The 23,854-nt window shown below is 74.0% G+C and carries 22 protein-coding genes; 11 read left to right on the forward strand and 11 right to left on the reverse strand.

Annotated elements, in window-relative coordinates; all coding sequences use genetic code 11:
• The 9 genes from H7X46_RS27290 (at position 1) to H7X46_RS27330 (ending at position 10,796) form a co-directional block, all read left to right on the forward strand.
• The gene (locus tag H7X46_RS27290; protein ID WP_186362070.1) at positions 1 to 1,302 is read left to right on the forward strand and encodes an acetyl-CoA C-acetyltransferase; all 1,302 of its coding nucleotides are present in this window, start codon (positions 1 to 3) and stop codon (positions 1,300 to 1,302) included.
• Positions 1,299 to 2,660 carry a 3-oxoacyl-ACP reductase gene (locus H7X46_RS27295; protein ID WP_186362071.1) on the forward strand — a complete coding sequence of 454 codons (1,362 nt, stop codon included), beginning with the start codon at positions 1,299 to 1,301 and terminating at the stop codon, positions 2,658 to 2,660. The genes H7X46_RS27290 and H7X46_RS27295 overlap by 4 nt, the downstream gene beginning before the upstream one ends.
• 1 nt (position 2,661) lies before the next feature.
• Positions 2,662 to 3,522, forward strand: a complete 861-nt coding sequence (locus H7X46_RS27300; protein WP_186362072.1) for a MaoC/PaaZ C-terminal domain-containing protein — start codon at positions 2,662 to 2,664, stop codon at positions 3,520 to 3,522.
• Positions 3,523 to 3,606: 84 nt separating this feature from the next.
• Positions 3,607 to 3,747 (forward strand): hypothetical protein, encoded by a 141-nt coding sequence (locus tag H7X46_RS27305; RefSeq protein WP_186362073.1) that lies wholly within the window; start codon positions 3,607 to 3,609, stop codon positions 3,745 to 3,747.
• Positions 3,748 to 3,887: 140 nt separating this feature from the next.
• Entirely contained in the window at positions 3,888 to 5,057 is a 1,170-nt protein-coding gene (locus H7X46_RS27310; RefSeq protein ID WP_186362074.1) for a pyridoxal phosphate-dependent aminotransferase, read from the forward strand.
• A gap of 47 nt (positions 5,058 to 5,104) precedes the next feature.
• Positions 5,105 to 6,730, forward strand: a complete 1,626-nt coding sequence (locus tag H7X46_RS27315; RefSeq protein WP_186362075.1) for an adenylate/guanylate cyclase domain-containing protein — start codon at positions 5,105 to 5,107, stop codon at positions 6,728 to 6,730.
• Positions 6,654 to 8,297 (forward strand): acyl-CoA synthetase, encoded by a 1,644-nt coding sequence (locus H7X46_RS27320; RefSeq protein ID WP_186362076.1) that lies wholly within the window; start codon positions 6,654 to 6,656, stop codon positions 8,295 to 8,297. The genes H7X46_RS27315 and H7X46_RS27320 overlap by 77 nt, the downstream gene beginning before the upstream one ends.
• A 118-nt stretch (positions 8,298 to 8,415) precedes the next feature.
• Positions 8,416 to 9,924 (forward strand): NAD(P)/FAD-dependent oxidoreductase, encoded by a 1,509-nt coding sequence (locus H7X46_RS27325; RefSeq protein ID WP_186362077.1) that lies wholly within the window; start codon positions 8,416 to 8,418, stop codon positions 9,922 to 9,924.
• Between the two features lie 71 nt (positions 9,925 to 9,995).
• Positions 9,996 to 10,796 carry an alpha/beta fold hydrolase gene (locus H7X46_RS27330; RefSeq protein ID WP_186362078.1) on the forward strand — a complete coding sequence of 267 codons (801 nt, stop codon included), beginning with the start codon at positions 9,996 to 9,998 and terminating at the stop codon, positions 10,794 to 10,796.
• Positions 10,797 to 10,828: 32 nt separating this feature from the next.
• Here the strand turns inward: H7X46_RS27330 and H7X46_RS27335 are convergent, their stop codons facing one another.
• From H7X46_RS27335 to H7X46_RS27350, 4 genes are read right to left on the reverse strand one after another with little or no spacing between them, the layout of a single operon-like run.
• Positions 10,829 to 12,835 carry a prolyl oligopeptidase family protein gene (locus H7X46_RS27335; protein WP_186362079.1) on the reverse strand — a complete coding sequence of 669 codons (2,007 nt, stop codon included), beginning with the start codon at positions 12,833 to 12,835 and terminating at the stop codon, positions 10,829 to 10,831.
• 15 nt (positions 12,836 to 12,850) lie between these two features.
• Complete coding sequence (locus H7X46_RS27340) at positions 12,851 to 13,624, reverse strand: putative hydro-lyase (RefSeq protein ID WP_186362080.1); 774 nt, start codon at positions 13,622 to 13,624, stop codon at positions 12,851 to 12,853.
• On the reverse strand, positions 13,621 to 14,382 hold the full coding sequence (locus tag H7X46_RS27345; protein WP_186362081.1) for a LamB/YcsF family protein: 762 nt from the start codon (positions 14,380 to 14,382) through the stop codon (positions 13,621 to 13,623). The genes H7X46_RS27340 and H7X46_RS27345 overlap by 4 nt, the downstream gene beginning before the upstream one ends.
• A complete protein-coding gene (locus H7X46_RS27350) occupies positions 14,379 to 15,593 on the reverse strand; it encodes an NRAMP family divalent metal transporter (protein WP_186362082.1) in 1,215 nt (404 codons plus the stop codon). The genes H7X46_RS27345 and H7X46_RS27350 overlap by 4 nt, the downstream gene beginning before the upstream one ends.
• A 102-nt stretch (positions 15,594 to 15,695) precedes the next feature.
• On the opposite strand from H7X46_RS27350, the gene H7X46_RS27355 reads away from it, so the two are divergent.
• Complete coding sequence (locus H7X46_RS27355; RefSeq protein WP_370589008.1) at positions 15,696 to 16,412, forward strand: GntR family transcriptional regulator; 717 nt, start codon at positions 15,696 to 15,698, stop codon at positions 16,410 to 16,412.
• Positions 16,413 to 16,481: 69 nt separating this feature from the next.
• Here the strand turns inward: H7X46_RS27355 and H7X46_RS27360 are convergent, their stop codons facing one another.
• The 6 genes from H7X46_RS27360 to H7X46_RS27385 form a co-directional block, all read right to left on the reverse strand.
• A complete protein-coding gene (locus tag H7X46_RS27360) occupies positions 16,482 to 17,294 on the reverse strand; it encodes an rRNA methyltransferase (protein ID WP_186362083.1) in 813 nt (270 codons plus the stop codon).
• Positions 17,295 to 17,428: 134 nt separating this feature from the next.
• Positions 17,429 to 17,713: an HPr family phosphocarrier protein gene (locus tag H7X46_RS27365; protein ID WP_186362084.1), complete on the reverse strand. Its 285-nt coding sequence runs from the start codon at positions 17,711 to 17,713 to the stop codon at positions 17,429 to 17,431.
• A 40-nt stretch (positions 17,714 to 17,753) separates the two neighbouring features.
• The gene (locus tag H7X46_RS27370) at positions 17,754 to 19,274 is read right to left on the reverse strand and encodes a fructose-specific PTS transporter subunit EIIC (RefSeq protein WP_186362085.1); all 1,521 of its coding nucleotides are present in this window, start codon (positions 19,272 to 19,274) and stop codon (positions 17,754 to 17,756) included.
• The gene (locus H7X46_RS27375; RefSeq protein WP_186362086.1) at positions 19,271 to 19,720 is read right to left on the reverse strand and encodes a PTS sugar transporter subunit IIA; all 450 of its coding nucleotides are present in this window, start codon (positions 19,718 to 19,720) and stop codon (positions 19,271 to 19,273) included. Before H7X46_RS27375 ends, H7X46_RS27370 begins: the two co-directional genes overlap by 4 nt.
• Complete coding sequence (pfkB, locus tag H7X46_RS27380) at positions 19,717 to 20,664, reverse strand: 1-phosphofructokinase (RefSeq protein ID WP_186362954.1); 948 nt, start codon at positions 20,662 to 20,664, stop codon at positions 19,717 to 19,719. The genes H7X46_RS27375 and pfkB overlap by 4 nt, the downstream gene beginning before the upstream one ends.
• A gap of 35 nt (positions 20,665 to 20,699) precedes the next feature.
• Positions 20,700 to 21,461, reverse strand: a complete 762-nt coding sequence (locus H7X46_RS27385) for a DeoR/GlpR family DNA-binding transcription regulator (protein ID WP_186362087.1) — start codon at positions 21,459 to 21,461, stop codon at positions 20,700 to 20,702.
• A gap of 97 nt (positions 21,462 to 21,558) precedes the next feature.
• Between H7X46_RS27385 and H7X46_RS27390 the strand changes: the two genes are divergently transcribed.
• Entirely contained in the window at positions 21,559 to 23,214 is a 1,656-nt protein-coding gene (locus H7X46_RS27390; protein WP_186362088.1) for a phosphoenolpyruvate--protein phosphotransferase, read from the forward strand.
• Positions 23,215 to 23,523: 309 nt separating this feature from the next.
• Here the strand turns inward: H7X46_RS27390 and H7X46_RS27395 are convergent, their stop codons facing one another.
• On the reverse strand, positions 23,524 to 23,841 hold the full coding sequence (locus tag H7X46_RS27395) for a metalloregulator ArsR/SmtB family transcription factor (protein ID WP_186362089.1): 318 nt from the start codon (positions 23,839 to 23,841) through the stop codon (positions 23,524 to 23,526).
• Positions 23,842 to 23,854 lie beyond the last annotated feature (13 nt).

Consider the following 23,854-nt stretch of genomic DNA (forward strand, 5'->3'; position numbering starts at 1 on the left):
ATGCCAGCCAGCCCCCGGCGCGCCGCCGTCATCGGCGGCAACCGGATACCGTTCGCGCGGGCCAACGGTGCCTACGCGAGCGCGTCCAACCTCGACATGCTCACCACGGCGCTGGACGGCCTGGTGGCCCGGTTCGGCCTGGCCGGCGAGCGGCTCGGCGAGGTCGTGGCGGGTGCGGTCCTCAAGCACTCGCGCGACTTCAACCTCACGCGCGAGGCCGTCCTGGGCTCGCGGCTCGACCCGGCCACGGCCGCCTACGACGTCCAGCAGGCCTGCGGCACCGGCCTGGAGGCCACGATCGCGGTCGCCAACAAGATCGCTCTCGGGCAGATCGAGTCCGGCGTGGCCGGCGGTGTCGACACCGCCTCCGACGCCCCGATCGCGCTCAACGACGACCTGCGCCGGCTCCTGGTGAAGCTCAACGCGGCGCGGACCACCGTCGACCGGCTGAAGCTGGTCGGCCGGCTGCGTCCGGGCCAGATCGTCCCGGAGATCCCGGAGAACTCCGAGCCGCGCACCGGCCTGTCCATGGGCGAGCACGCGGCCCGGACCGCGCTCGAGTGGGGCATCGGCCGCGCCGAGCAGGACGAGCTGGCCGCGCGCAGCCACCGGAACCTGGCCGCCGCCTACGATCGCGGGTTCTTCGACGACCTCGTCACCCCGTACCTGCGGCTGACCCGGGACGACAACCTGCGGCCCGACTCGTCGGCGGAGAAGCTCGCGAAGCTCAAGCCGGTCTTCGGCAAGGGACCGGACGCGACGATGACGGCCGGCAACTCCACCCCGCTCACCGACGGGGCCGCGGCGGTGCTGCTCGGTTCCGACGAGTGGGCGCAGCAGCACCGGCTCCCGGTGCTCGCGCACGTGGTCGATGCCGAGACCGCGGCGGTGGACTACGTGCACGGTCACGAGGGTCTGCTCACCGCACCGGTGTACGCGGTGCCGCGCCTGCTGGCACGCAACGGCCTGTCGCTGCAGGACTTCGACCTGTACGAGATCCACGAGGCGTTCGCCTCGGTCGTGCTCGTCCAGCGCAAGGCCTGGGAGGACGCGCGGTTCTGCAAGGAGCGCCTCGGCCTCGACACCCCGCTGGGCGCGATCGACGACGACCGGCTCAACGTGGCCGGGTCCTCGCTCGCGGCCGGGCACCCGTTCGCCGCGACCGGGGGGCGGATCGTCGGCACCCTCGCGAAGCTGCTGCGCGAGAAGGCCGACACCGAGGGGCGCGACCAGCGCGGGCTGATCTCGATCTGCGCCGCGGGTGGCCAGGGCGTCGTGGCGATCCTGGAGGCGAAGGCATGAGCAACCGCACTGATCTTCTGGCGACGCTGTCGCACAACCCGATCGCCAAGCAGCTGGGGCTGCCCACGGTGCCGGTGCTGCGCCGGCACCGACCGGGCGACCCGCTGCTGCCCGGGCCGGTCCTGGTCACCGCGGTCGGTGACGGCCGGTTCGCGGAGCCGGTCGCCGCGTTCGTCGAGGAGCACGGCGTCGCCGCGCCCCGGGAACCGGGCGAGGACAAGCTGCACGGCGCCGTCGTCGACCTGTCCGGCGCGCGGACCCTCGCCGACCTCGCCGCCGCACAGCAGATCCTCACCCCCGCGGTGCGCAGGATCGGCCCGTCCGGCCGGCTGCTGCTGATCGGCGCCGAGCCCGGCGAGGCGTCCGGTGCGGAGGCGGCCGCGGTCGCGCAGGCGCTCGACGGGCTGGTCCGTTCGATCGCCAAGGAGCTGCGGTACGGCGCGACGGCGAACCTGCTCATGGTCGCGTCCGGCGTGACGTCCGCTGCGGTCGACTCGTCGCTGCGGTTCTTCCTGTCCGCCCGCTCGGCCTACGTCGACGGGCAGGTCGTGCACGTGACCACGCCCGTCGGGACCCCGCGCGAGCCGGGTGAGATCGACGACCCGGCTGCCGAGGACCGGCCGCTGGCCGGGCGGGTCGCGGTCGTCACCGGGGCGGCGCGCGGCATCGGCGCCGCCATCGCCGACACCCTGTCCCGGGACGGCGCGACGATCGTCGCCGTCGACGTCCCGGCCGCCGGCGAGGGCCTGGCGAGGACCGCCAACCGCACCGGCGGCACCGCGCTGCAGCTCGACATCACCGCCGCCGACGCGGCGGACCGGCTGCTCACCCACCTGTCCGACCGGCACGGCGGGGTCGACCTCGTCGTCCACAACGCCGGCATCACCCGGGACAAGCTGCTCGCCAACATGAGCCCGGAGCGGTGGGACGCCGTGCTGGCGGTGAACCTCGGCGCCCAGCTGACGATCAACGAGGCGCTGCTCGGCGACGGCTCCCCGCTCCGCGACGACGGGCGGGTCGTCTGCGTGTCGTCCCAGTCCGGCATCGCCGGCAACCGCGGCCAGACCAACTACGCCGCGTCCAAGGCCGGTGTGATCGGGATGGTCCGCGCGCTCGCCCCGCGGTTCGCCGGGCGCGGCGCGACGATCAACGCCGTCGCCCCGGGGTTCATCGAGACCGAGATGACCGCCACGATGCCGCTCGCGACCCGCGAGGCCGGCCGCCGGGTCAACTCGCTCAAGCAGGGCGGGCTGCCGGTGGACGTCGCCGAGGCCATCGGCTGGCTCGGCCGCGCCGAGTCCGGCGGGCTGAACGGCCAGGTCGTGCGGGTCTGCGGCCAGTCGATGCTGGGGGCCTGACATGACGGTCACGGAGCTGTCCGGGCCGCCGTCGCTGGGCCCGCTCTACGCCTCGGCGGCGCTGCGGGCGGCGCTGCCGGGGCGGGCGACGACGCTGCCGGACACCCGGCTGGTCCGCCACGGGGTCACGGTCGACCCGGCCCACCTCGCCGGCTACGCCCGGGTCTGCGGGTTCCGGGTCGGCGACGCGCTGCCGGTGACCTACCCGCACGTGCTGACGTTCCCGCTGCAGGTCGTGCTGATGGCCGGCCGGTCGTTCCCGCTGCCGCTGCCCGGGATGGTGCATCTCGCCAACCGGATCACCGTGCACCGGGCGATCGCGCCCTCCGAGACCCTGGACGTGCAGGTGCACGCCGAACGGTTCACCCCGCACCCCAAGGGAGCCCAGGTGGATCTCGTCGGTGTCGTGTCCGCGGCCGGCGAGCCGGTGTGGGAGGGGCGCAGCACCTACCTGTCCCGGGGCGCGACGGCACCCGGCGGGGCGGCCGCCGAGGACGTCGCGGAGCCGGTCACCCCGACCGGGCCGGCCGGGGCGCTGTGGCGGGTCCCGGCCGACATCGGGCGCCGCTACGCCGCCGTGTCCGGGGACGTGAACCCCATCCACCTGCACCCGCTCACCGCGCGGGCGATGGGCTTCCCGCGGGCGATCGCGCACGGCATGTGGACGGCCGCGCACGCCGCCGCCGCGCTGGCGGGCCGGGTCCCGGACGCCGTCACCTACGACGTCGTGTTCCGCAAGCCGGTGCTGCTGCCGTCGACCACGGAGCTCGTCACGGAGCGGGACCCGGAGGGCACCTGGCGGCTCGCCGTCCGCAGCGCCCGGAACCCGGAGAAGGTCCACCTGGTCGGTCGCCTCTCCTGATCCACACGCCCGGCCGGGCGGGGCCACTCGCCCGGCCGGGTGATTCTGGATCGGTCCACAGGCCGGTACAGCAACGTTTTCCCGGTGACCGACGTCCATCTCTACGTCCACCATTCTTCACCTGAGGACGGGGAGGAGGTCACCGTGAACACCGACGAGATCACCCGCAGCGCCGAGATCGAGGACGGCGAGGACGAGGCGAACATCGTCCGCGGCCTCGACTAGCCGAACCGCGAGCCGGTCACAGCCCGCCCGGCGGTGGTGGAACCCACCGCGCCCACGGGCGGCACGGGGTGCGCGCAGACCCTCGATCAGGAGCTGCGCCGCCCGCCGACCGCGGTCGGCGAACACTAGGCTCGGCCACCATGCTGGTCGAGCGCATGCGCCCGTTCACGTCCACGATCTTCACCGAGATCTCCCGCCTCGCGGTCGAGACCGGTGCGATCAACCTCGGCCAGGGATTCCCGGACACCGACGGCCCCGCGTCCCTGCTCGCCGACGCCGCCGCCAACATCACCGAACGCGGCGCCAACCAGTACCCGCCCGGCCCGGGCGTGCCCGCGCTGCGGCAGGCCGTCGCCGACCACCAGCGCCGCTTCTACGGCCTCACGGTGGACCCGGCCGACGTCGTGGTCACCACCGGCGCCACCGAGGCGATCGCCGCCACCCTGCTGGGCCTGTGCGGCCCCGGGGACGAGGTCGTCGCCTTCGAGCCGACCTACGACTCCTACGCCGCGTCCGTGGCGCTCGCGGGCGCCACCCTGAAGCCGGTCCCGCTGCGTCCGCCGCACTTCGGGTTCGACGACGCCGAGCTGGCCGCCGCGTTCTCCGAGCGCACCCGGGTGGTGCTGGTCAACACCCCGCACAACCCGACCGGAGCGGTGTTCAGCCCCGACCGGCTGACCCGGATCGGGGAGCTCGCGGCCGCCCACGACGCCGTCGTCGTCACCGACGAGGTGTACGAGCACATGACCTTCGACGGCGCCGCCCACGTCCCGATGGCCACCCTGCCCGGCCTCGCCGACCGCACGCTGACCATCTCCTCGGCCGGCAAGACCTTCTCGGTCACCGGCTGGAAGGTCGGCTGGGTGCACGGCCCGCCGGAGCTGGTCGCCGCCCCGCGGGCGGTGAAGCAGTTCCTCACCTTCCACGGCGGCGCCCCGCTGCAGCCGGCCGTGGCGAACGCGCTCGCGCTCGACGACGGGTTCTACTCCGGGATCGTCACCGACCTGACCCGCAAGCGGGACCTGCTCGCCGGCGGGCTGCGGGCCGCCGGGTTCGACGTCCTCACCCCGCGCGGCACCTACTTCGTGGTCGCCGATCCCCGCCCGCTCGGCTTCGACGACGGCGTCGACCTCGCCTGGAAGCTGCCCGAGCTGTGCGGTGTCGCGGCCGTGCCGGTGTCGGTGTTCTGCTCCTCCGAGGCGGGCGCGGCCGCCGTGCGGCCGCTGGTGCGGTTCGCGTTCTGCAAGCGCGACGAGGTGCTCGTCGAGGCGGGTGAACGGCTGGCCGGGCTGCGCGGACGCGCTGCGTGAGCAGAGCCCGCCCCGTGCGGGTCACCCTTTCGGCCTAGGATCCGGCCATGACGGATCAGCGCCCGGCCCGGCCGGGACGCCCGGTCGTCGGCCTACCGGTCCGCGCCCTGCTCACGCTCGTGGTGGTCGGGGCGAACCTCGCCGGCGCCGCGGTCGTGCTGGTGATCGCGGCGTTCGTGCTGCCCCGCGAGCAGTTGCTCGACGTCGTCGAGATCCGGCTGGTCAACCTGGCCGTCCTGGGTATCTACCTGGCCGTGGCGATCCCGCTCGGCATCGGGTTCGGCCGGCGCAAGCTGACCGTGCGCCGCTCGGCCCGCGACGTGGAGCAGGCGGAGCGGCACCTGGTGCTGGCCGCACCGGGCCGGATCAGCCGGATGATCGTCGTGCTGTGGTTCCTGGCCGCGGGCGTGTTCGCGGTCCTCAACCTGCGCTACTCCGGCCGGCTGGCGTTCTCGGTGGCGGCCACGGTCGCGATCGGCGGCGTCACCACGTGTGCGTTGTCCTACCTGCTGGTCGAGCGGATGTTGCGGGGCGCGGCGGCCCGGGTGATGTCCGGTCGGCCGCCGCGGCGGCACCGCGTGGTGACCGGGGTGATGCTCCGCTCGGTCGGGTTCTGGGCGCTCGGCACCGCGGTCCCGGTGGCCGGGGTGATGCTGGCCGGGCTGGTCACCCTGGTCCACGGCGACGCCTCGCCCACCCAGCTGGCCGTCACCATGCTGGCGCTCGGCGGGACGGCGATCGGGACCGGCCTGCTCACCACGGTCGGGGCCGCCCGCGCCATCGCCGACCCGGTGCTGACGGTGCGCCGGGCACTGGCCCGGGTACAGGACGGCGACCTCGACGTGCGCGTCCCCGTCTACGACAACACCGAGCTCGGGCAGCTGCAGGCCGGCACGAACAGCATGGTCGAGGGGCTGCGGGAGCGGGAACGGATCCGGGACCTGTTCGGCCGGCACGTCGGCCGCGACGTCGCCGAGGTCGCCGCCGCCCGCCCGGACGAGATCCGGCTCGGCGGCGAGGTGCGGCCGGTCGCCGTGCTGTTCGTCGATCTCGTCGGGTCGACGGCAATGGCGGCGCGCCGTCCCCCGGAGGAGGTCGTCACGGTCCTCAACCGCTTCTTCGGCGTGGTCGTCGAGTGCGTGGAGCGATGCGGCGGGTGGATCAACAAGTTCGAGGGTGACGCCGCGCTGGCCGTCTTCGGTGCCCCGCAGGACCTCGACGACGCCCCCGGCGCCGCGCTGGCCGCCGCCCGCAGGCTCGGTGAGCGCCTCACTGCCGAGATGCCGGAGATCGAGGCCGGGATCGGCGTCTCGGCCGGGGACGCCGTCGCGGGCAACGTCGGCGACCCGCGCCGGTTCGAGTACACGGTGATCGGGGACCCGGTGAACGAGGCCGCCCGGCTGACCGAGCTGGCCAAGTCGGTGCCCGGCGGGGTGGTGGCGTCCGCTCGCACGGTCGGGGCGGCCGGGCGCGAGGCCCGGCACTGGCGGCCCGCCGACGAGGTCGTCCTGCGCGGCCGGGACGAACCGACCGCCACCTGCGTCCCGGACCGCCGGACCCGTGACCGTGACCCCGGCGTGGGGCAGGATCCCTCCCATGAGCAGCGCCGCCACGACGTTCAGCGAACGGACGACGACCACGATCACGCGGGCCCGACGCCACTCGATCGGTGACCTGCTGCACCGGACGGCGCGCCGCGACCCGGACAAGCTCGCCGTCGTCGACGGGGTCACCCGGTGGACCTTCGCCGAGTTCGACGCGGCCGTGAACCGCTGCGCGGCCGCGCTGGCCGGGCAGGGCCTGACCAAGGGCGACCGGCTGGCCCTGCTGTCGCACAACTGCCACCAGTTCGGGGCGCTGGCATTCGCCACCGCGCGGCTCGGCGTCGTCCTGGTGCCGGTGAACTTCATGCTCGGCCCCGACGAGATCGCCTACATCCTCGACCACTCGGGGGCGAAGGCGCTGGTCACCGAGGACGCGCTGGCACCCACCGCGGAGAAGGCGATCGCCCGGTCATCCGCCCCGGTGGCGGTGCGCGCCCGGATCGGGGGCCGGGGACCCGCGGGCGACTGGGCGGACGCCGACGCCTGGATCGCCGGCGACGACGACCCGGGCCCGCCGGACGTGCACGTCGGCGACGACGACCCGGGCCCGCCGGACGTGCACGTCGGCGACGACGACCCGCTGCGCCTCATGTACACCTCGGGCACCGAGTCCCGGCCCAAGGGCGTCATGCTGTCGTCCCGCTCGCTGATCACCCAGTACACGAGCTGCATCGTCGACGGCGGGATGACCCGCGACGACGTCGAACTGCACTCGCTGCCGATGTACCACTGCGCGCAGCTGGACTGCTTCTTCTCCGTCGACGTGTACCTGGGCGCGACCAGCATCATCCTGCCCGGCCCGGACCCGGCGACGCTGCTGGCGACGATCGCGGCCGAGCGGGTCACCAAGCTGTTCTGCCCGCCCACGGTGTGGATCTCGCTGCTGCGGCACCCGGACTTCGACACGACCGACCTGTCGTCGCTGCGCAAGGGGTACTACGGCGCGGCCGCGATGCCGGTCGAGGTGTTGCAGGAGCTGTCGCGCCGGCTGCCGGAGGTGCGGCTGTGGAACTTCTACGGCCAGACCGAGATGGCGCCGCTGGCCACCATCCTGCGGCCCGAGGAGCAGCTGGAGCGCGCCGGCTCGGCCGGCCGGGCCTGCCTCAACGTCGAGACCCGGGTGGTCGGCGACGACGGGGCCGAGCTGCCGGCCGGCGAGGTCGGCGAGATCGTCCACCGGTCCCCGCACGCCACGCTCGGGTACTACGGCGACGAGGAGAAGACCGCGGAGGCGTTCGCGGGCGGCTGGTTCCACTCCGGGGACCTGGGCGTGATGACCGCCGACGGCTACCTGTCGGTCGTCGACCGCAAGAAGGACATGATCAAGACCGGTGGGGAGAACGTCGCGTCCCGGGAGGTCGAGGAGGCCCTCTACCTGCTCGACGGCGTCGCCGAGGTCGCGGTGTTCGGCGTCAGCCACCCGCACTGGATCGAGGCCGTGACCGCGGTCGTCGTCCCGAAGGACGGCGTGACGCTCACCGAGGAGCAGGTGCACGCGCACGCCCGGGAGCGGCTGGCCGGCTACAAGCGGCCCAAGTACGTCGTGTTCGCCGACGCCCTGCCGAAGAACCCCAGCGGGAAGATCCTCAAGCGGGAGCTGCGGGCGGAGCACGCCGACATCGCGAAGAACGGGTGAGATCCGTCCCGGCCGGTCAAGGGGCCACGGTGTCCGACTTTGGGACACCAGCGGCAGCGGTGCGGTGATCTAGCGTCGGCGGCGTCCCCGATCAGTGCCGACCAGGGAGGCCAGCGCCATGACCGGAGCCGCCACCACCGAACGCAGCCGGTCCGCGACCGGCGACGCCGGCCACGTCGACGTCCTCATCGTCGGTGCGGGGGTGTCCGGCATCGGCACCGCCCACCACCTGCGCGCGCGGTTCCCGGACCGCAGCTTCCTGATCCTGGAGGCCAAGGAGGCCCGCGGGGGCACGTGGTGGACGCACCGGTTCCCGGGCGCGCGCTCGGACAGCGACCTGTTCACCTACGGCTACCGGCACAAGCCGTGGCGGGGCCCGTCGATCGCGGCCGGCGACAAGATCCTGGAGTACCTCGACGAGGTCATCGACGAGGACGGCCTGGCCGACCACATCCGCTACCGGCACGAGGTCACGGCGCTGGAGTGGTCGTCCGACGACCACCGGTGGACGGCGCAGGTCACCCGCACCGACACCGGCGAGCAGCTCCGGTTCACCGCCGACTTCCTGTGGATGTGCCAGGGCTACTACAACCACGACGAGCCGTACACGCCCGAGTGGCCGGGCACGGAGCGCTTCGAGGGCCGGATGGTGCACCCGCAGGCGTGGCCGGACGACCTCGACCACGCCGGCAAGCGCGTGCTGGTCATCGGGTCGGGGGCGACGGCGGCGACCGTGGTGCCGGCGATGGCCGAGACCGCGGCGCACGTGACGATGCTGCAGCGCTCGCCGTCGTACTGGTTCCCGGCGCCGACGGTGCACGAGCTGGCCACGATGCTGGAACCGCTCGACCTGCCCGACGAGTGGGTGCACGAGATCCTGCGCCGCACCTACGTCCAGCAGCTCGACTGGCTGGCCACCACCGGGCTCGAGGACCCCGAGCAGCTGCACCAGTTCCTGATCGAGACGATCCGGCCGCTGCTGCCCGAGGGCACCGACGTCGAGAAGCACTTCACGCCCCGCTACCGGCCCTGGCAGCAGCGGATCGCGTTCGTGCCGGACGGAGACTTCTTCGCGGCCATGCGCGAGGGGAAGGCCTCGGTCGTCACCGACGAGATCGCCGAGTTCACCGAGAAGGGCGTGCAGCTGTCGTCGGGCGAGGTGATCGAGGCCGACATCGTGGTCACCGCGACCGGGTTCAACCTGGCCCCGTTCGGGGACATCCCGTTCCGGACGGACGGCGAGCCGGTCGACTTCAGCCGGCGGGTCACCTGGCGCGGGCTCATGATCAGCGGAGTGCCGAACATGGCGTACGCCTTCGGCTACTTCCGGCACAGCTGGACACTGCGCGTGGACCTGGTCAACGACGTCGTCGGGCGGATCCTCGAGCACATGGCCGAGCAGGGCGCGACGACGGTCGTGCCGCAGCTCCGCCCCGGGGACGCGGACATGCCGCTGCTGCCCTGGAGCGACCCGGAGAACTTCAACCCCGGCTACGTGATGCGCTCGCAGGACCGCATGTTCAAGCAGGGCGACCGGGATCCCTGGACCCACATGCACGAGCACGACCACGACCGCCGGGTGCTTCCGGAGGCCGACATCACCGACGGGCTCGCCTACGGCCCGTGAACACTTCGGAGGGTTCCCGCCCTCCTACCCACTCACGACGTCCACTCACCACGCACCGATGAGGAGTCCCCGTGCCCCAGACGTCCGTCCGCACCGGAGTCACGCTGAACTACGAGATCAGCGGCAGCGGCGACCCGCTGCTGCTGATCATGGGAACGTCCGGCTCGATCCCGCTGTGGGGCGAGATGGTCTCCCGCCTCGCCGAGAACCACCAGGTCATCGCGTTCGACAACCGCGGCCTCGGCGGCAGCGAGCGCGGCACCGGCCCGATCAGCGTGGCCTCGCTGGCCGAGGACGCGTCCGCCCTGCTGGAGGCGCTCGAGATCCCCCGCGCGCACGTGCTGGGCTGGTCGCTCGGCTCCGCGATCGCCCAGGAGCTCGCGCTGGCCCACCCGGAGCAGGTCGCCTCGGCGATCCTGTACGCCACCTGGGGCCGCTGCGACGGGTTCCAGCGGTCCGTGCTCACCGCGCTCCGGCTGCCCTACGTGCACCGGGACATGGAGTCCGCGCTGGCGGTGGCCGGGATCGCGTTCTCCCCGGAGCTGCTCGACCGCCCCGACTTCGGCGAGCTGCTCGAACCGATGCTGCCCGCCTTCCCGCAGAACGAGGCGCAGATGCAGGTCACCGTCGAGCAGTGGGACGCCGACCTCGCCCTCGACACCCTGGACCGGCTCGGCGGGATCACCGCGCCGACCCTGGTCGTGGTGGGCGAGCAGGACCTGCTGACGCCGCCGTGGCAGGCGAAGAAGGTCGCGGACGCGATCCCCGGCGCGCGCTACGAGCTCGTCACCGGGCCCGGCTCGAGCCACGGCCTGCACATCGAGCGGCCCGAGGACCTGACCAAGTTGGTGGCCGACTTCGTCGGCTCGTGAGTGGTTAACAGGGTCCTGGCCCTGTTAACCACTCACGGGCGGCGCAGCCGCCGATGAAGGAACGCGTACGCCAGCGCGGCCATCCGGGCCGCCTGGGCGTTGTCCGCGGCGCCGCCGTGGCCGCCCTCGACGTTCTCGTAGTAGGTGACGTCGTGGCCGGCCTCGGCGAGCGCCGCCGCGAACTTGCGCGCGTGCCCGGGGTGGACCCGGTCGTCCCGGGTGGACGTCAGCAGGATGACCGGCGGGTAGTCGGCGGACCCGTCGATCAGGTGGTACGGCGAGAAGGTCCGGATGAACTCCCAGTCCTCGGTGTCCGGGTCGCCGTACTCGGCGACCCAGGACGCGCCGGCGAGCAGGTGGCTGTAGCGCTTCATGTCCAGCAGCGGCACCTGGATCACGACCGCTCCGAACAGCTCCGGGTGGCGGACCAGCATGTTCCCGGCCATCAGGCCGCCGTTGCTGCCGCCCTGCACGGCGAGCCGCGCCGGCGAGGTGATCCCGCGGTCCACCAGGTCGCGGGCGACGGCGGCCATGTCCTCGTAGGCGCGCGGCCGGTTCTCCCGCAGCGCGGCGCGGTGCCAGCGGGGGCCGTACTCGCCGCCGCCGCGGAGGTTCGCGACGGCGTACACGCCGCCGCGTTCCAGCCAGGACCGGCCGATCCCCCCGGAGTAGGCGGGGGTCAGCGCGATCTCGAAGCCGCCGTAGCCGTAGAGCAGGGTGGGGGCGGTGCCGTCGAGGTCGAGATCCTTCGGCCGGACCAGGAAGTACGGGACGCGGGTGCCGTCGTCGCTGGTCACGAAGTGCTGCTCGATCACGTGCCCGGACGCGTCGAAGAACGCGGGTGAGCTCTTCAGCACCTCCGGCTGCTCCCCGACCGTCGCGATCGCCAGCGTCGACGGCGTGAGGTAGTCGGTGACGGTGAGCCAGACGTCGTCGCAGGTGTCGGCGTCCACGGCGGACACCGAGACGCTGCCGAACTCCGGTGCCCCGGTGAACGGCGCGCGGGACCAGCCGTCGTCGCCGGGGGTGAGGACGGACAGCCTGTTGACGACGTCGTCGAGCACGTTCAGCACGAGGTGGCGCCGGGTCCAGGTGTAGCCGGCGAGCGACGACGACGCGGTCGGCGCGAACAGCACCTCCCAGCTCGGGGTGCCGGCCATGACGTCGTCGAACCGGGCGGCGAGCAGCGCCCCGGCGCCGAACCGCCCCCAGTCCTCGCGCAGCTCCAGGACCAGCCACTCGCGCTCGACGTCGGCGATCGCCGAGTCCGGGACCGGCACCTTGCGCAGCATGTCGCCCTCGACCAGGAACAGCTCGTCGGCGTAGAAGTCGATCGCGCGCCGCACGAAGTCGCGCTCGTAGCCGGGGGTCTGGTCGCGGAACGCCGACACGGACAGGTCCTCGACCGTGCCCTCGAACACGACCGGGGCCTCGGCGAGCGGGGTTCCGCGCCGCCACCGGTGGGCGATCCGCGGGTAGCCGGAGCTCGTCGTCGTCCCCTCACCGAGGTCGGTGGAGACCCACAGGGTGTCCCGGTCGATCCAGCCGGCGCCGCCCTTGCCCTCGGGCCGGAAGAAGCCGTCCGGCACCCAGTCCCCGGTCGTGACGTCGAACTCGCGGGTGACGTCGGCGTCGGCGCCGCCGCGGGACAGGTCGACCAGGGCCCGGTCCAGGTCGGGGCGCAGGAACCGGGCACCGTGCCACACCCAGTTCTCGCCCTCGGCCGCGTTGAGCGCGTCGAGGTCGAGCAGCACCTCCCACTCCGGGCGTTCCTTGCGGTACTCCTCGGGTGTCGTGCGCCGCCACAGGCCGCGCGGGTTCCGCTCGTCGGTCCAGAAGTTGTAGTAGTACCCGCCGCGTGCGGTGACCCACGGGATGCGCGCGTCCGAGTCCAGCACCTCGCGCAGGCCCGACTCCAGCTCGGTGAACAGCGGGGTCCCGGTCAGCTGCTCCTCGGTGCGGGCGTTGCGCTCGGTCACCCACCGCAGGGCGTCGCTGCCGGTGACGTCCTCGAGCCAGGCGTGCGGGTCGTTCGTCATGCCCCCGATCATGACTCAGATCCGGTGGTCGGTGTCCCGGGTGTCGGTGATGAGCATCTGTCCGGGCTCGTGGGTGATCGCCAGCGGCAGCCGGGACTCCAGCACGGCGGCCTGCGGGGTGACCCCGCAGGCCCAGAACACCGGCACCTCGCCCTCGGCCATCGGGACCGGGTCGCCGTAGTCGGGCCGGTCCAGGTCGGCGATCCCCAGGGCCGCCGGGTCCCCGGTGTGGACCGGGGCGCCGTGCACGGCCGGGTACCGCGCGGTGACCGCGACCGCGGTGTCGACGAGCTCGGCCGGGACCGGGCGCATCGACACGACCAGCGGCCCGGACATCCGCCCGGCGGGGCGGCAGCGCTTCGTGGTCCGGTACATCGGCACGTTCGTCCCCTGCGCCAGGTGCCGCACCGGCACACCCGCCGCGAGCAACGCGCTCTCGAAGGTGAAGCTGCAGCCGATGAGGAAGGCGACCAGGTCGTCGCGCCAGTGCTGCACGACGTCCGTCGGCGCCTCGACCAGCTCCCCGTGCGCGTACACGCGGTATCCGGGCAGGTCGGTGCGGATATCGCCCTCCAGGATGGCCCCGTCGAACTCGCCCGGTTCCAGGACCTCCAGCACCGGGCACGGCTTCGGGTTGCGCTGGGCGAACAGCAGCACGTCCCACGCGAACCCGGCCGGCACCGCGATCAGGTTGGCCTGGGTCCAGCCGGCGCACCAGCCCGAGGTCGGGGTGGACAGCCCGGCGCGGAACCGCTCCCGGGCCTGCGCCGGGGTGAGCTCGGCGGTCATGGCGCGAACGCCCGGATCTCGACCCCGGCCCGGGTCAGCGCGTCCCGGACCTGCCGCGCCATCGTGACGGCGCCGGGCGAGTCCCCGTGCACGCAGGCGGACTCGGCGCGGACGGCGACGTCGGTGCCGTCCACCGCCCGGACGACGCCGTCCTCCAGCATCCGGACCACCCGGTCGGCGGCCGCGCCGGGGTCGTCCAGCAGGGCGCCGGGCTCGCGGCGGGACACCAGGCCGCCGTCGGGGGTGTAGCCGCGGTCGACGAAGAACTCCGGCACCGCGCGCAGCCCGGCGTCCTCCGCGGCGGCCAGCAGCTCCGAGCCGGGCAGACCCAGCAGCGGCAGCGACGGGTCGTAGGTCCGGACCGCCTCGACGACGGCGCGGGCCTGCGCGGTGTGCGCGCGCGTGGCGTTGTAGAGGGCGCCGTGCGGTTTCACGTAGCGGACCCGGATGCCGGCCGCCCGGCACAGCGCCTCGAGCGCACCGATCTGGTAGAGCACGTCGTCGGTCAGCGCGGACGGCTCGATGTCGACGAACCGCCGCCCGAACCCGCGCAGGTCCGGATAGGACACCTGGGCGCCCACGGTGACGCCCGCCGCCGCGGCACGCCCGGTCGTCGCCCGGAGCGTCGACGGGTCGCCGGCGTGGAAGCCGCACGCGACGTTCGCCGAGCTGACCAGCCCGAGCATCGCGTCGTCGTCGCCGAGGGTCCACTGGCCGTAGGACTCGCCGAGGTCGGCGTTCAGGTCGATGTGCGTCATGCCAGCTTCCCCAGGTTGTCCGCCACGAACTGGTAGCCGACGAACAGCGTCACCAGCCACCCGGCGACCCCGGCGCCGAGCAGCCAGCGCGGGTAGCGGTACCCGCCCAGCAGGTCCCGGCGCCGCCAGGCCACCCACAGCACGATGGTGAAGCCGATCGGCAGGATGAGCCCGTTGAAGGCCCCGGCGAAGATCAGCAGCGTGACCGGCGTGGTCCCGGCGATCAGGAAGACGGCCGTGCTCAGCACGATGAACCCGATGGTGAGCAGGTTGGTGGTGCGCTGCCGGGTCGCGGTGGAGGTCAGGAACGTGACCGAGGTGTAAGCGGCGCCGATGACCGAGGTGATCGCGGCGGCCCACAGGATCAGGCCGAACAGCCGCAGCCCCACCTGGCCGGCGGCGGCCTCGAACGCGGTGGCGGTCGGGTTGCCGGACCCGGCGAGGTTCACCCCGCCGGCGACGACGCCGAGGATGGCCAGGAACAGCAGCACCCGCATGACGGCGGTGACCAGGATGCCCTGCACCGAGCTGCGCGTGACCTGACCGGCGTTCTCCGGCCCGGACAGGCCGGAGTCCAGCATCCGGTGCGCTCCGGCGTAGGTGATGTAGCCGCCGACCGTGCCGCCGATCAGCGTGGTGATCACCAGCCAGCTGACCTGGCCGGGCAGCACCGCCTGGCGCAGCGCCTCGCCGACCGGCGGGCCGGACACGACCGCGACGTAGGCGGTCAGCCCGATCATGAGGACGCCGAGCACGACGACGATCCGGTCCAGTGCCACCCCCGCCCGGCGGATCGTGAAGATCGCGATCGCGAGCACGGCGGAGAGCGCACCGCCGATCCGGGCGTCGAGCCCGAGCATCGCGTTCAGCCCCAGCCCGGCGCCGCCGACGTTGGCGATGTTGAACACCAGCCCGCCGACGACCACCAGCGCGGTGAGCAGCCAGCCCGCGCCCGGTGCGATCCGGTTCGCGAGCTGGTGGGCCCGCAGCCCGGACACACCCACGACCCGCCAGACGTTCATCTGGATCGCGATGTCGACCAGGATCGACACGAGGATCGCGAAGGCGAACGCCGCGCCGAGCTGGGCCGTGAACTGCGTGGTCTGGGTGATGAAGCCGGGGCCGATGGCGCTCGTCGCCATCAGGAACATGGCCCCGAGCAGGGCACTTCGGGTGGACGTCCCGGCCGGTCGTGCCGTGTCCTCGGTCATGCCGCCTCCCGGCTGTCACGCGGTGCAGGTCGGAAGAGTGTGATGGATTGTCCTACGATCCGGCAATCCCAAGAGCAGTCATTTCCCATCTAGGATGTGGTCGTGACCGACGCGAACACCGCCGTGCAGGACGCGCTGGCCTCCCTGGCCGCGTCCCGCGCGGTCGTGGTGCCCGCCGCGGAGCGGGTCGCCGACCAGATCCGGGTGGAGGTCGCCGAGGCCCGCCTGCGGGTCGGGGCGCGGCTGCCCGAGCAGGCCCTGTGCACGGCGCTGCAGGTCTCCCGGAACACCGTGCGCGAGGCGCTGTCCCAGCTGGTGGCCGAGCGGGTGCTGGTCCGGGTCCCGAACCGGGGCGTGTTCGTCGCCCGGCCCGGGGCCGACGACATCCGGGACGTCTACTCGGCCCGGATGGTGATCGAACCCGGGGCGATCCGCTACGGCGCGCGGGTCACCGACCCGGTCGCGCTGTCCGCCGTCCGGGGCGCCTACCTGGAGGGGCGAGCCGCCGCCGACGTCGCCGACTGGACCGGCATCGCCGACGCCAACCAGCACTTCCACCGCGAGATCGTCGCGCTGGCCGGGAGCCCCCGCCTGGAGCGCGAGATGGGGAGGCTGCTCGCCGAGATGCGGCTGGTGTTCCAGCGGATGCCCGAGGTGCGCGAGTTCCACGAGCCCTACCTGGCCCGCAACGGCGAGATCGCCGCGATGCTCACCGACGGGGAGGTCGAGAAGGCCGCCGACGAGCTGGCCCGCTACCTGGTGTCCGCCCGGGACCAGCTCCTGGACGCCTACGCCCGGCTCCCGGCCCCCTCCGGCTGACCCGTCGGTTCCTCCGGCCGCCGCCCACAGGACCTCCGCCGCGGGCTCACAGGCGGGCGGTGCGCCGGCTCATCGGTGCAGGTCGCGGGCCCGGACGAGGGCCGCGGCGCGGTGCCCGGCCCGCACCCGCTCCAGTGCCCGCACCCCTTCGGGCAGCGGCACCGACCGTCCCCGCCCGACCGCGACGACCACGGCCTCCGGTGCGAGCACCGCGCCGACCGCGGTGAGGAACGCGGCCTCGGGCGGGAGGGCGCCGGCCGGGCCGTCCGTCGCCGGGTGCGCGGCCCCGGGTGTCGGCCCGCCGTCGCCGGCCGCAGGATCCGTGGGCCCGGCGCCGTCGTCCGAGGCATCCGACCGCGCCCACGTCGTCTGCCGGCCGTGCGGCAGGTCCGCGAGCACCACGTCCGGGGCCACCCCGCCGAGCGCGGCCCGGGTGGCGGCCGGGTCGAGCGCGTCCGCCGCCTCCACGGTCCACTCCGGACGGCTCAGCGGGTCCAGGGCCCGGACCGCGCGGGCCGCGCCGGCGTAGGACTCCTTGCCGTGCCGCGCCGCCATCGCCTCGAGCTCGGCCGCGCGGGCCGCGGGCCCGCCGGGCCCGAGCAGCGCGAGGTTCCGCCGGGCCAGGCCGAGCGGGTCCGGGTCGGCGTCGGTGCCGGCCAGCGCCGTGATGCCGGGGCAGAGCAGCCCGAGCACGGTCAGGGTGACGCCGGCCCCGCAGCACGGGTCCCACACGGCGACCGTCGCCGGGGAGCCGAGCCGCGCCCGTGCCCGCCCGAGCAGCTCGACGGTGAGCCGGACCGGCAGGGTCGGGCGCCCCGGTGCGGACACGAGGACGGCGTCGAGGGCGGCGAAGTGCCCGTCCGGCGCGTGGCGGTACTGCACCCCGCCAGTGTCCCCGACCGTGATCACCCGTCGTGGAGCGTGGCGGACGCCACGCTCCACGACGCGCGACCACGCCCGGACGAGGGACGCCCCCGCCGTAGGGAGCACGGCGGGGGCGTCCGGGGTGGTGCGGGTCAGGCGGGTGTGGCGTCCAGGTCCTGGGCCAGCAGCTCGGCCAGCTCCGCGACGGCGGCCTCGCCCTCGGCGCCGTCGGCCGCGGTGAGCACGACCTCCTCGCCGGACTGCACGCCCATGCCCATCACGGACAGGATGGACGCGGCGTCCACCGGCCCGCGGGTGCCGTCGGCGGTGGCGATCTGGACCTTGACGGGCTGCTGCTTGGCGGCACTGCAGAACAGGTTGGCGGGGCGGGCGTGCAGCCCCACGGACGAACCGATCTTCACACGACGCTCGGCCATGTCGGTGCTCCTCTTCCTCGGTCTTCTCGGTGGACGGGGCTCAGCCCGCGACGGGGGTGGTGGACGGGGTGGACCCGGCCGGTGCGGTGTCGCCCGTGGCCGGTGTGCGGCGGGCACCCTTGAGGCCCACCACCAGTGCCGCCGAGACGACCGTGCCGGCGACGATCGCCAGCAGGTAGGCGAACGGGTTACCGATCAGCGGGACCACGAAGATCCCCCCGTGCGGGGCCCGCAGCGTCGAGCCGAAGGCCATCGACAGCGAGCCGGTGACCGCGGAGCCGGCCATGATCGACGGGATCACCCGCAGCGGGTCGGCCGCGGCGAACGGGATCGCGCCCTCGGTGATGAACGAGGCGCCCAGCAGCCAGGCGGCCCGGCCGTTCTCCCGCTCGACGCCGGTGAACAGGTTCTTCCGGACGGCCGTGGCCAGTGCCAGCGACAGCGGCGGCGTCATGCCCGCCGCCATCACCGCAGCCATGATCATCAGTGCGGTCTCGGAGCCGGTCGACAGGCCGGCGACGGCGAAGGCGTACGCGGCCTTGTTCACCGGGCCGCCCATGTCGAAGGCCACCATCAGGCCGAGCAGCGCGCCGAGCAGGACCGCGTTGGCCCCGGACAAACCGTTCAGCCAGTTGGTGAGGCCGGTGGTGGCGGCGGCGAGCGGCTGGCCGAGGATCAGGAACATGATCGTGCCGACGACGGCGGTGCCGATCAGCGGGAGCACCAGCACCGGCATTATGCCGGCCAGCGCGCGCGGCGGCTTCCACAGCTTGAGGCCGTAGATCACCGCACCGGCCAGCAGGCCGGCGACCAGGCCGCCGAGGAAGCCCGCCTGGGTGTTGACGGCGATCATGCCGCCGACGAACCCGGGCACCAGCGCCGGCCGGTCGGCGATGGCGTAGGCGATGAAGCCGGCCAGCACCGGGACCAGGAAGCCGAAGGCCAGATTGCCGATCTGGAACGACAGCGCGGCCCACGACGCCAGCGAGCCCGGATCGAAGTTGATCGACGCGACGTTGTCGTCGCCGATCGAGACGATGTCCGGCGCGTCGGAGATCTGGTACCCCCCGAGCGCGAAGCCCAGGGCGATCAGCAGGCCGCCCGCGGCGATGAACGGGATGACGTAGGAGACACCCGTCATCAGCCACCCGCGCAGCTTCGCGCCGAAACCGGGCCCCGCGGCCGGGCGGGCGTCCGCCTCGTCGTCCGCGGCGGCCGGGGCGGCCGTGGCGGCGGCCGGGGTGCCCTTGGGCTGCTCGGTCGCCTTCGCGACGGCCTGCTCGATCAGGCCGGGCGCGCCGCCGATGGCCTTCTTGACCGGCGCGGTGACGGTCGGCAGGTGCGCGAAGCGCTCCTTGTCCCGCACCTCGACGTCGGCGGCCAGGATGATCGCGTCCGCGGCGTCGAGCTGCTCCTGGGTGAACGGGGTGGAACCGGCCGAGCCCTGCGTCTCGACCACGATCTCGTGGCCGGCCTCGTCCGCGGCGACCTCGAGGGCCTCCGCGGCCATGTAGGTGTGCGCGATGCCCGTCGGGCACGCGGTGATGGCCAGGAGCTTCACGCTCCCACCTCCTGCTGGATGAACGTCGCGACGGCGGCGGGGTCGGTGGCGCCCAGGAGCTCGTTCTTGAAGGAGGCACGGACCAGGCGGCGGGCCAGCGCGGCCAGCACGGTCATGTGGTCGGTGCTCCCGCCCTCCGGGGCGGCGATCATGAAGATGAGGTTGGCGGGGCCGTCCTCGGCGCCGAAGTCGACTCCGCTGCTGCTGCGGCCGAACGCGAGGCTCGGCTCGGTGACGGCGGCCGACCGGCAGTGCGGGATGCCGATCCCGCCCTCGAGGCCGGTCGGCATCTGGGCCTCGCGGGCCTCGATGTCGGCCAGGAACTGGTCCAGGTCGGTGACCCGGCCGGCATCCACCAGGCGCTGGGCCAGCGCCGTGACGGCGGCCTTGCGGTCGGCCGACGGCACGTCGAGGTCGACCAGATCGGCGGTGATCAGTGCAGTCATGCGGCATCTCCCGAGAGGGCGAGGGTGGTGTCCGGCGTGGGTGCCAGTTCGACGTCGTCGATTCGGATGTCGGCCGGGCCCGGCGTGGCCGAACCGGGCAGGCGGCAGGCGGCGGCGCCGTAGGCGACGGCCTGCCGGAGGGCGTCCGGGCCTTCCCCGCCCGCGGCCAGGAACCCGGCCAGGGTGGAGTCGCCGGCGCCGACCGTGCTGCGCACGGTGATCGGAGGGGTCCGGGCGTGGTACTCGCCGGACCGGTCGACCAGCAGGGCACCGCCGGCGCCCAGGCTGACCAGGACCGCGCCGATCCCGCGGGCACGCAGCTCGCGGGCGGCCAGCAGCACGTCACCGAGGTGGCCCAGTGGGCGCCCGACGAGTTCGGCCAGCTCGGCGTGGTTGGGTTTCACGAGGTCGGGTACGGCCGCCACCGCGTGGTGCAGCGGCGTGCCCGAGGTGTCGACGGCGATCCGCAGGCCGGGCCTGCGGCAGCGCCGCACGAGCTCGGCGTGGTAGTCGTCGTCGACCCCGGCCGGCAGCGAACCGCAGATGACCAGCCAGGTCGCGCCCGCACCCAGGGCGTGCGCCCGGTCGGTCAGCGCGCCGGACTCCGCGGCGGTCAGCCGCGGGCCCTGCTCGTTGACCTTGGTGGTGACGCCGTCCGGTTCGACCAGCGTGATGTTGACGCGGGTCGCCTCGGCGATCGGGACGGTCACGGTGGTGACGTCCGTGGGTTCCAGCAGCGCGGCCAGCCGCTCGCCGGGGGTCATCCCGGCGGGAAGCAGCGCGACCGCGCGGTGCCCGGCCGCGGCGAGGGCGCGGGCGACGTTGACGCCCTTGCCGCCCGGGTCGACCCGGACCGAGGTCGCCCGGTGGACCTCACCGCGGGCGAGGTGCGGCAGCTCGATGGTGCGGTCCAGGCTCGGGTTCGGCGTGACCGTCACGAACAGCGGCGGTGTCGCGGAACGCTCGTGGGCGTGGCGGGTCATGCGCGTACCACCTTGGGTCCGGCGGCCTCCAGCGCCGCGACGTGCGCGGGGTCGAGGCCGGTGTCGGTGATGAGTGTGTCGACCGCGGCCAGCGTTCCGAAGCGGACGAACTGGTCGGAGCCGAACTTGCTCGCGTCGGCGAGGACCACGGCGCGCCGGGACGCGCGGATCATCGCCCGTTTGGTGGCCCCCTCGTCCGGGTCCGGGGTGGTGAGCCCGCGGGCGACCGAGTAGCCGTTCGTGCCGAGGAAGGCGACGTCGACGGTGAGGCCGGCGAGCAGGCTGACGGCCCAGTCGTCGACGGTGGCCAGCGTCGTGCCGCGCACCCGCCCGCCGAGCAGGCGCAGACGCACGTTCGGGCGCCCGGCCAGCGACGACGCGATCGGCAGCGAGTTGGTGACGACGGTGAAGTCCCGCTCCCGCGGGAGCACGTGGGCGAGCCGGGCGGTGGTGGTGCCGGCGTCGATCAGGACCGTGGCGGCGTTGCCCAGCTCGGCGAGCGCGGCCTTGGCGATCCGCTCCTTCTCCGCGCCGGACTGGGTGTCGCGCTGACCCACGCCCGGCTCGAAGTTGAGCAGGTCCGACGGGATGGCCCCGCCGTGGACCCGGCGGACCAGGCCCTGGCGTTCGAGCACGCCCAGGTCCCGCCGGATGGTCTCGGGGGTGACATCGAGCTCCTCGGCGACGGCGGCCACGTCGACCCGGCCCCGGTCCCGGGTCCGGTCGAGCAACCACTGCTGACGCTCCGCTGCGTACATCTTTGTTCGCTCCCGCTTCGATGCTTGCTTGTATCCGAGTATGTGGGTTTTACTGTGTTTGTCAACGGGTCACGCCGAAGTAACCCAGGGAGCCCCCATGCCGAGCACGTTGAACGGAATCCCCGCCAGCCCCGGCCGCGCCGGTGGTCGCGTCGTGCGCGTCGCCGAGCCGCCGGGCGAGCCGGCCGCCGGGCCCGCCCCCGCGGACCCGGACGCCGAGGCCGCCCGGATCGCGCCCGCCGTCGAGCTCGTGTCGCAGCGCCTCACCGCGCGCGCCGCGACCGTCTCCGGGGACGCGAAGGAGGTGCTCGAGGCGACCGTGACGATGGTCGGCGACCCGGCACTGCTGGAGAACGCGCAGGGCCTGGTGACCACGAAGGGCTACCCCGCCGCGCGCGCGGTGTGGGAGGCCGCGAACCAGTTCGCGGAGATGCTCTCCTCGATGGGCGGCTACATGGCCGAGCGCGCCCGCGACATCCACGACGTCCGGGACCGGATCGTGGCCGAGCTGCTGGGCCTGCCCGCCCCCGGTGTCGCCGATCTCGACGCCCCGGCCGTGCTCGTCGCCTCCGACCTCGCGCCCGCCGACACCGCCGGTCTGCGGCCGGGCGTCGCGCTCGCGCTGGTCACCGAGCAGGGCGGCCCGACCAGCCACACCGCCATCCTCGCCCGCTCCCTGGGGATCCCGGCCGTGGTGGGCTGCGCGGGGGCGCGGACGCTCGCCGAGGGCGCCGCCGTGACCGTGGACGGCGGCACCGGTGAGGTCCGCGAGGTCGCCACGCTCGACGAGGCGACCGCGTTCGCGGCCGCGGCGGCGGTGACCGCCGAGTGGGACGGTGCCGGCCGAACCGCGGACGGCCGCGTCGTCCCGCTGCTGGCCAACGTGGGCGACGGCCCGGGCGCGGCCAAGTCCGCGGCCGCCGGTGCCGAGGGTGTGGGGCTGTTCCGGACCGAGCTGGCGTTCCTCGCCGCGACCGAGGAGCCCTCCGAGGCCCGGCAGCGCGAGGTCTACACCGAGGTGCTGTCCGCGTTCGCCGGGAAGCCGGTCACCGCCCGCACCCTGGACGCCGGCGCCGACAAGCCGCTGCCGTTCCTGTCCCTCGACGGCGAGCCCAACCCGGCGCTCGGCGTGCGCGGCCTGCGCATCGCCCGGGTCGCCGGGAACGGCGCGGGCGTGCTCGACCGCCAGCTCGCGGGGCTGGCCGCGGCCGCCAAGGAGACCGGTGTCGCGCTCAAGGTGATGGCGCCGATGGTCGCCACCGCCGAGGAAGCCGCCTGGTTCGTGGAGCGCTGCCGGGCGCACGGCATCACCCAGGCCGGCGTCATGATCGAGATCCCGGCGGCGGTCCTCACCGCGGACGAGATCATGCGCGAGGTCGACTTCGTCTCGGTGGGCACGAACGACCTGGCCCAGTACCTGTTCGCGGCGGACCGGCAGTCCGGGCCGGTGGCGGCGCTCAACGACCCGTGGCAGCCGGCGCTGCTGCGGCTGATCGGGATGCTCGGCGAGGCCTCGGCCCGGACCGGGACGCCGGTCGGCGTCTGCGGGGAGGCCGCGGCCGACCCGGAGCTGGCCCCGGTGCTGGTCGGGCTGGGCGTCGCGACCCTGTCGATGGGCTCGGGCGCGCTCGCCGCCGTGGGGGCCCGGCTGGGCGGGCTGACCGTCGACCAGTGCCGGGAGCGGGCCCGGGCGGCCTGCGCGACGGCCGACCCGATCGCGGCCCGGCGGGCGGTGGCCGCGCTGGGGCGCTGAGAGGAGCTTGCGGAACGAACATCAGCGCTGAGAGGAGCTTGCGGAACGAACATCAGCGCTGAGAGGAGCTTGCGGAACGAACATCAGCGCTGAGAGGAGCTTGCGGAACGAACATCAGCGCTGAGAGGAGCTTGCGGAACGAACATCAGCGCTGACAGAAGCCTGCGTCCGTCCCGGCCGGGTGACCGGCCGGGCGGACCTCGCCGGGCCCTTGCCGCCGAGGGCTCGGAGCTGCGAAGGGGCACCCCGCCCGGGCGCGTGCCGCCCCGGGGTGTCCCTCGCAGTGCGTTCCCGGGCCCGGTGGCCGGGTCAGCGGCCGGCGGGCTCGCGCCGCAGCACCCGTTCCAGCACGGCGCGCACGGTCGGGTCGTCGACGGTGTAGTAGACGAACGTCCCCTCGCGCCGGTTCTCGACCAGCCCGGCGAGCCGCAGCTTGGCGAGGTGCTGGCTCACCGCGGTGGGCGCCGCCCCGACGAGCTCGGCCAGGCAGGCCACCGAGGACTCGCCCTGCAGCAACGCCCAGAGGATCTTGATCCGGGTCGGGTCGGACAGCATGCGCATGGCGTCCGCGGCACGGCGGACGTCCTCGTCGGGCGGCATGGCGAAGCCGGGGATCGACTCGTGCACGCGGCCAGGATAC

Origin of the sequence: Pseudonocardia sp. C8 (genome assembly GCF_014267175.1) — a bacterium.
In the GTDB taxonomy this organism is placed as follows: Bacteria; Actinomycetota; Actinomycetes; order Mycobacteriales; family Pseudonocardiaceae; genus Pseudonocardia.

Excerpts from the sequence above, each read along its gene's own strand:
- H7X46_RS27365 (WP_186362084.1), bottom strand. The coding sequence starts at position 17,713 with ATGGCCGAGCGTCGTGTGAAGATCGGTTCGTCCGTGGGGCTGCACGCC.
- H7X46_RS27295 (WP_186362071.1), top strand. The coding sequence starts at position 1,299 with ATGAGCAACCGCACTGATCTTCTGGCGACGCTGTCGCACAACCCGATC.
- H7X46_RS27325 (WP_186362077.1), top strand. The coding sequence starts at position 8,416 with ATGACCGGAGCCGCCACCACCGAACGCAGCCGGTCCGCGACCGGCGAC.
- H7X46_RS27375 (WP_186362086.1), bottom strand. The coding sequence starts at position 19,720 with ATGACTGCACTGATCACCGCCGATCTGGTCGACCTCGACGTGCCGTCG.
- H7X46_RS27390 (WP_186362088.1), top strand. The coding sequence starts at position 21,559 with ATGCCGAGCACGTTGAACGGAATCCCCGCCAGCCCCGGCCGCGCCGGT.
- H7X46_RS27300 (WP_186362072.1), top strand. The coding sequence starts at position 2,662 with ATGACGGTCACGGAGCTGTCCGGGCCGCCGTCGCTGGGCCCGCTCTAC.
- H7X46_RS27345 (WP_186362081.1), bottom strand. The coding sequence starts at position 14,382 with ATGACGCACATCGACCTGAACGCCGACCTCGGCGAGTCCTACGGCCAG.
- H7X46_RS27320 (WP_186362076.1), top strand. The coding sequence starts at position 6,654 with ATGAGCAGCGCCGCCACGACGTTCAGCGAACGGACGACGACCACGATC.
- H7X46_RS27385 (WP_186362087.1), bottom strand. The coding sequence starts at position 21,461 with ATGTACGCAGCGGAGCGTCAGCAGTGGTTGCTCGACCGGACCCGGGAC.
- H7X46_RS27350 (WP_186362082.1), bottom strand. The coding sequence starts at position 15,593 with ATGACCGAGGACACGGCACGACCGGCCGGGACGTCCACCCGAAGTGCC.
- H7X46_RS27340 (WP_186362080.1), bottom strand. The coding sequence starts at position 13,624 with ATGACCGCCGAGCTCACCCCGGCGCAGGCCCGGGAGCGGTTCCGCGCC.
- H7X46_RS27335 (WP_186362079.1), bottom strand. The coding sequence starts at position 12,835 with ATGACGAACGACCCGCACGCCTGGCTCGAGGACGTCACCGGCAGCGAC.
- H7X46_RS27315 (WP_186362075.1), top strand. The coding sequence starts at position 5,105 with ATGACGGATCAGCGCCCGGCCCGGCCGGGACGCCCGGTCGTCGGCCTA.
- H7X46_RS27310 (WP_186362074.1), top strand. The coding sequence starts at position 3,888 with ATGCTGGTCGAGCGCATGCGCCCGTTCACGTCCACGATCTTCACCGAG.
- H7X46_RS27290 (WP_186362070.1), top strand. The coding sequence starts at position 1 with ATGCCAGCCAGCCCCCGGCGCGCCGCCGTCATCGGCGGCAACCGGATA.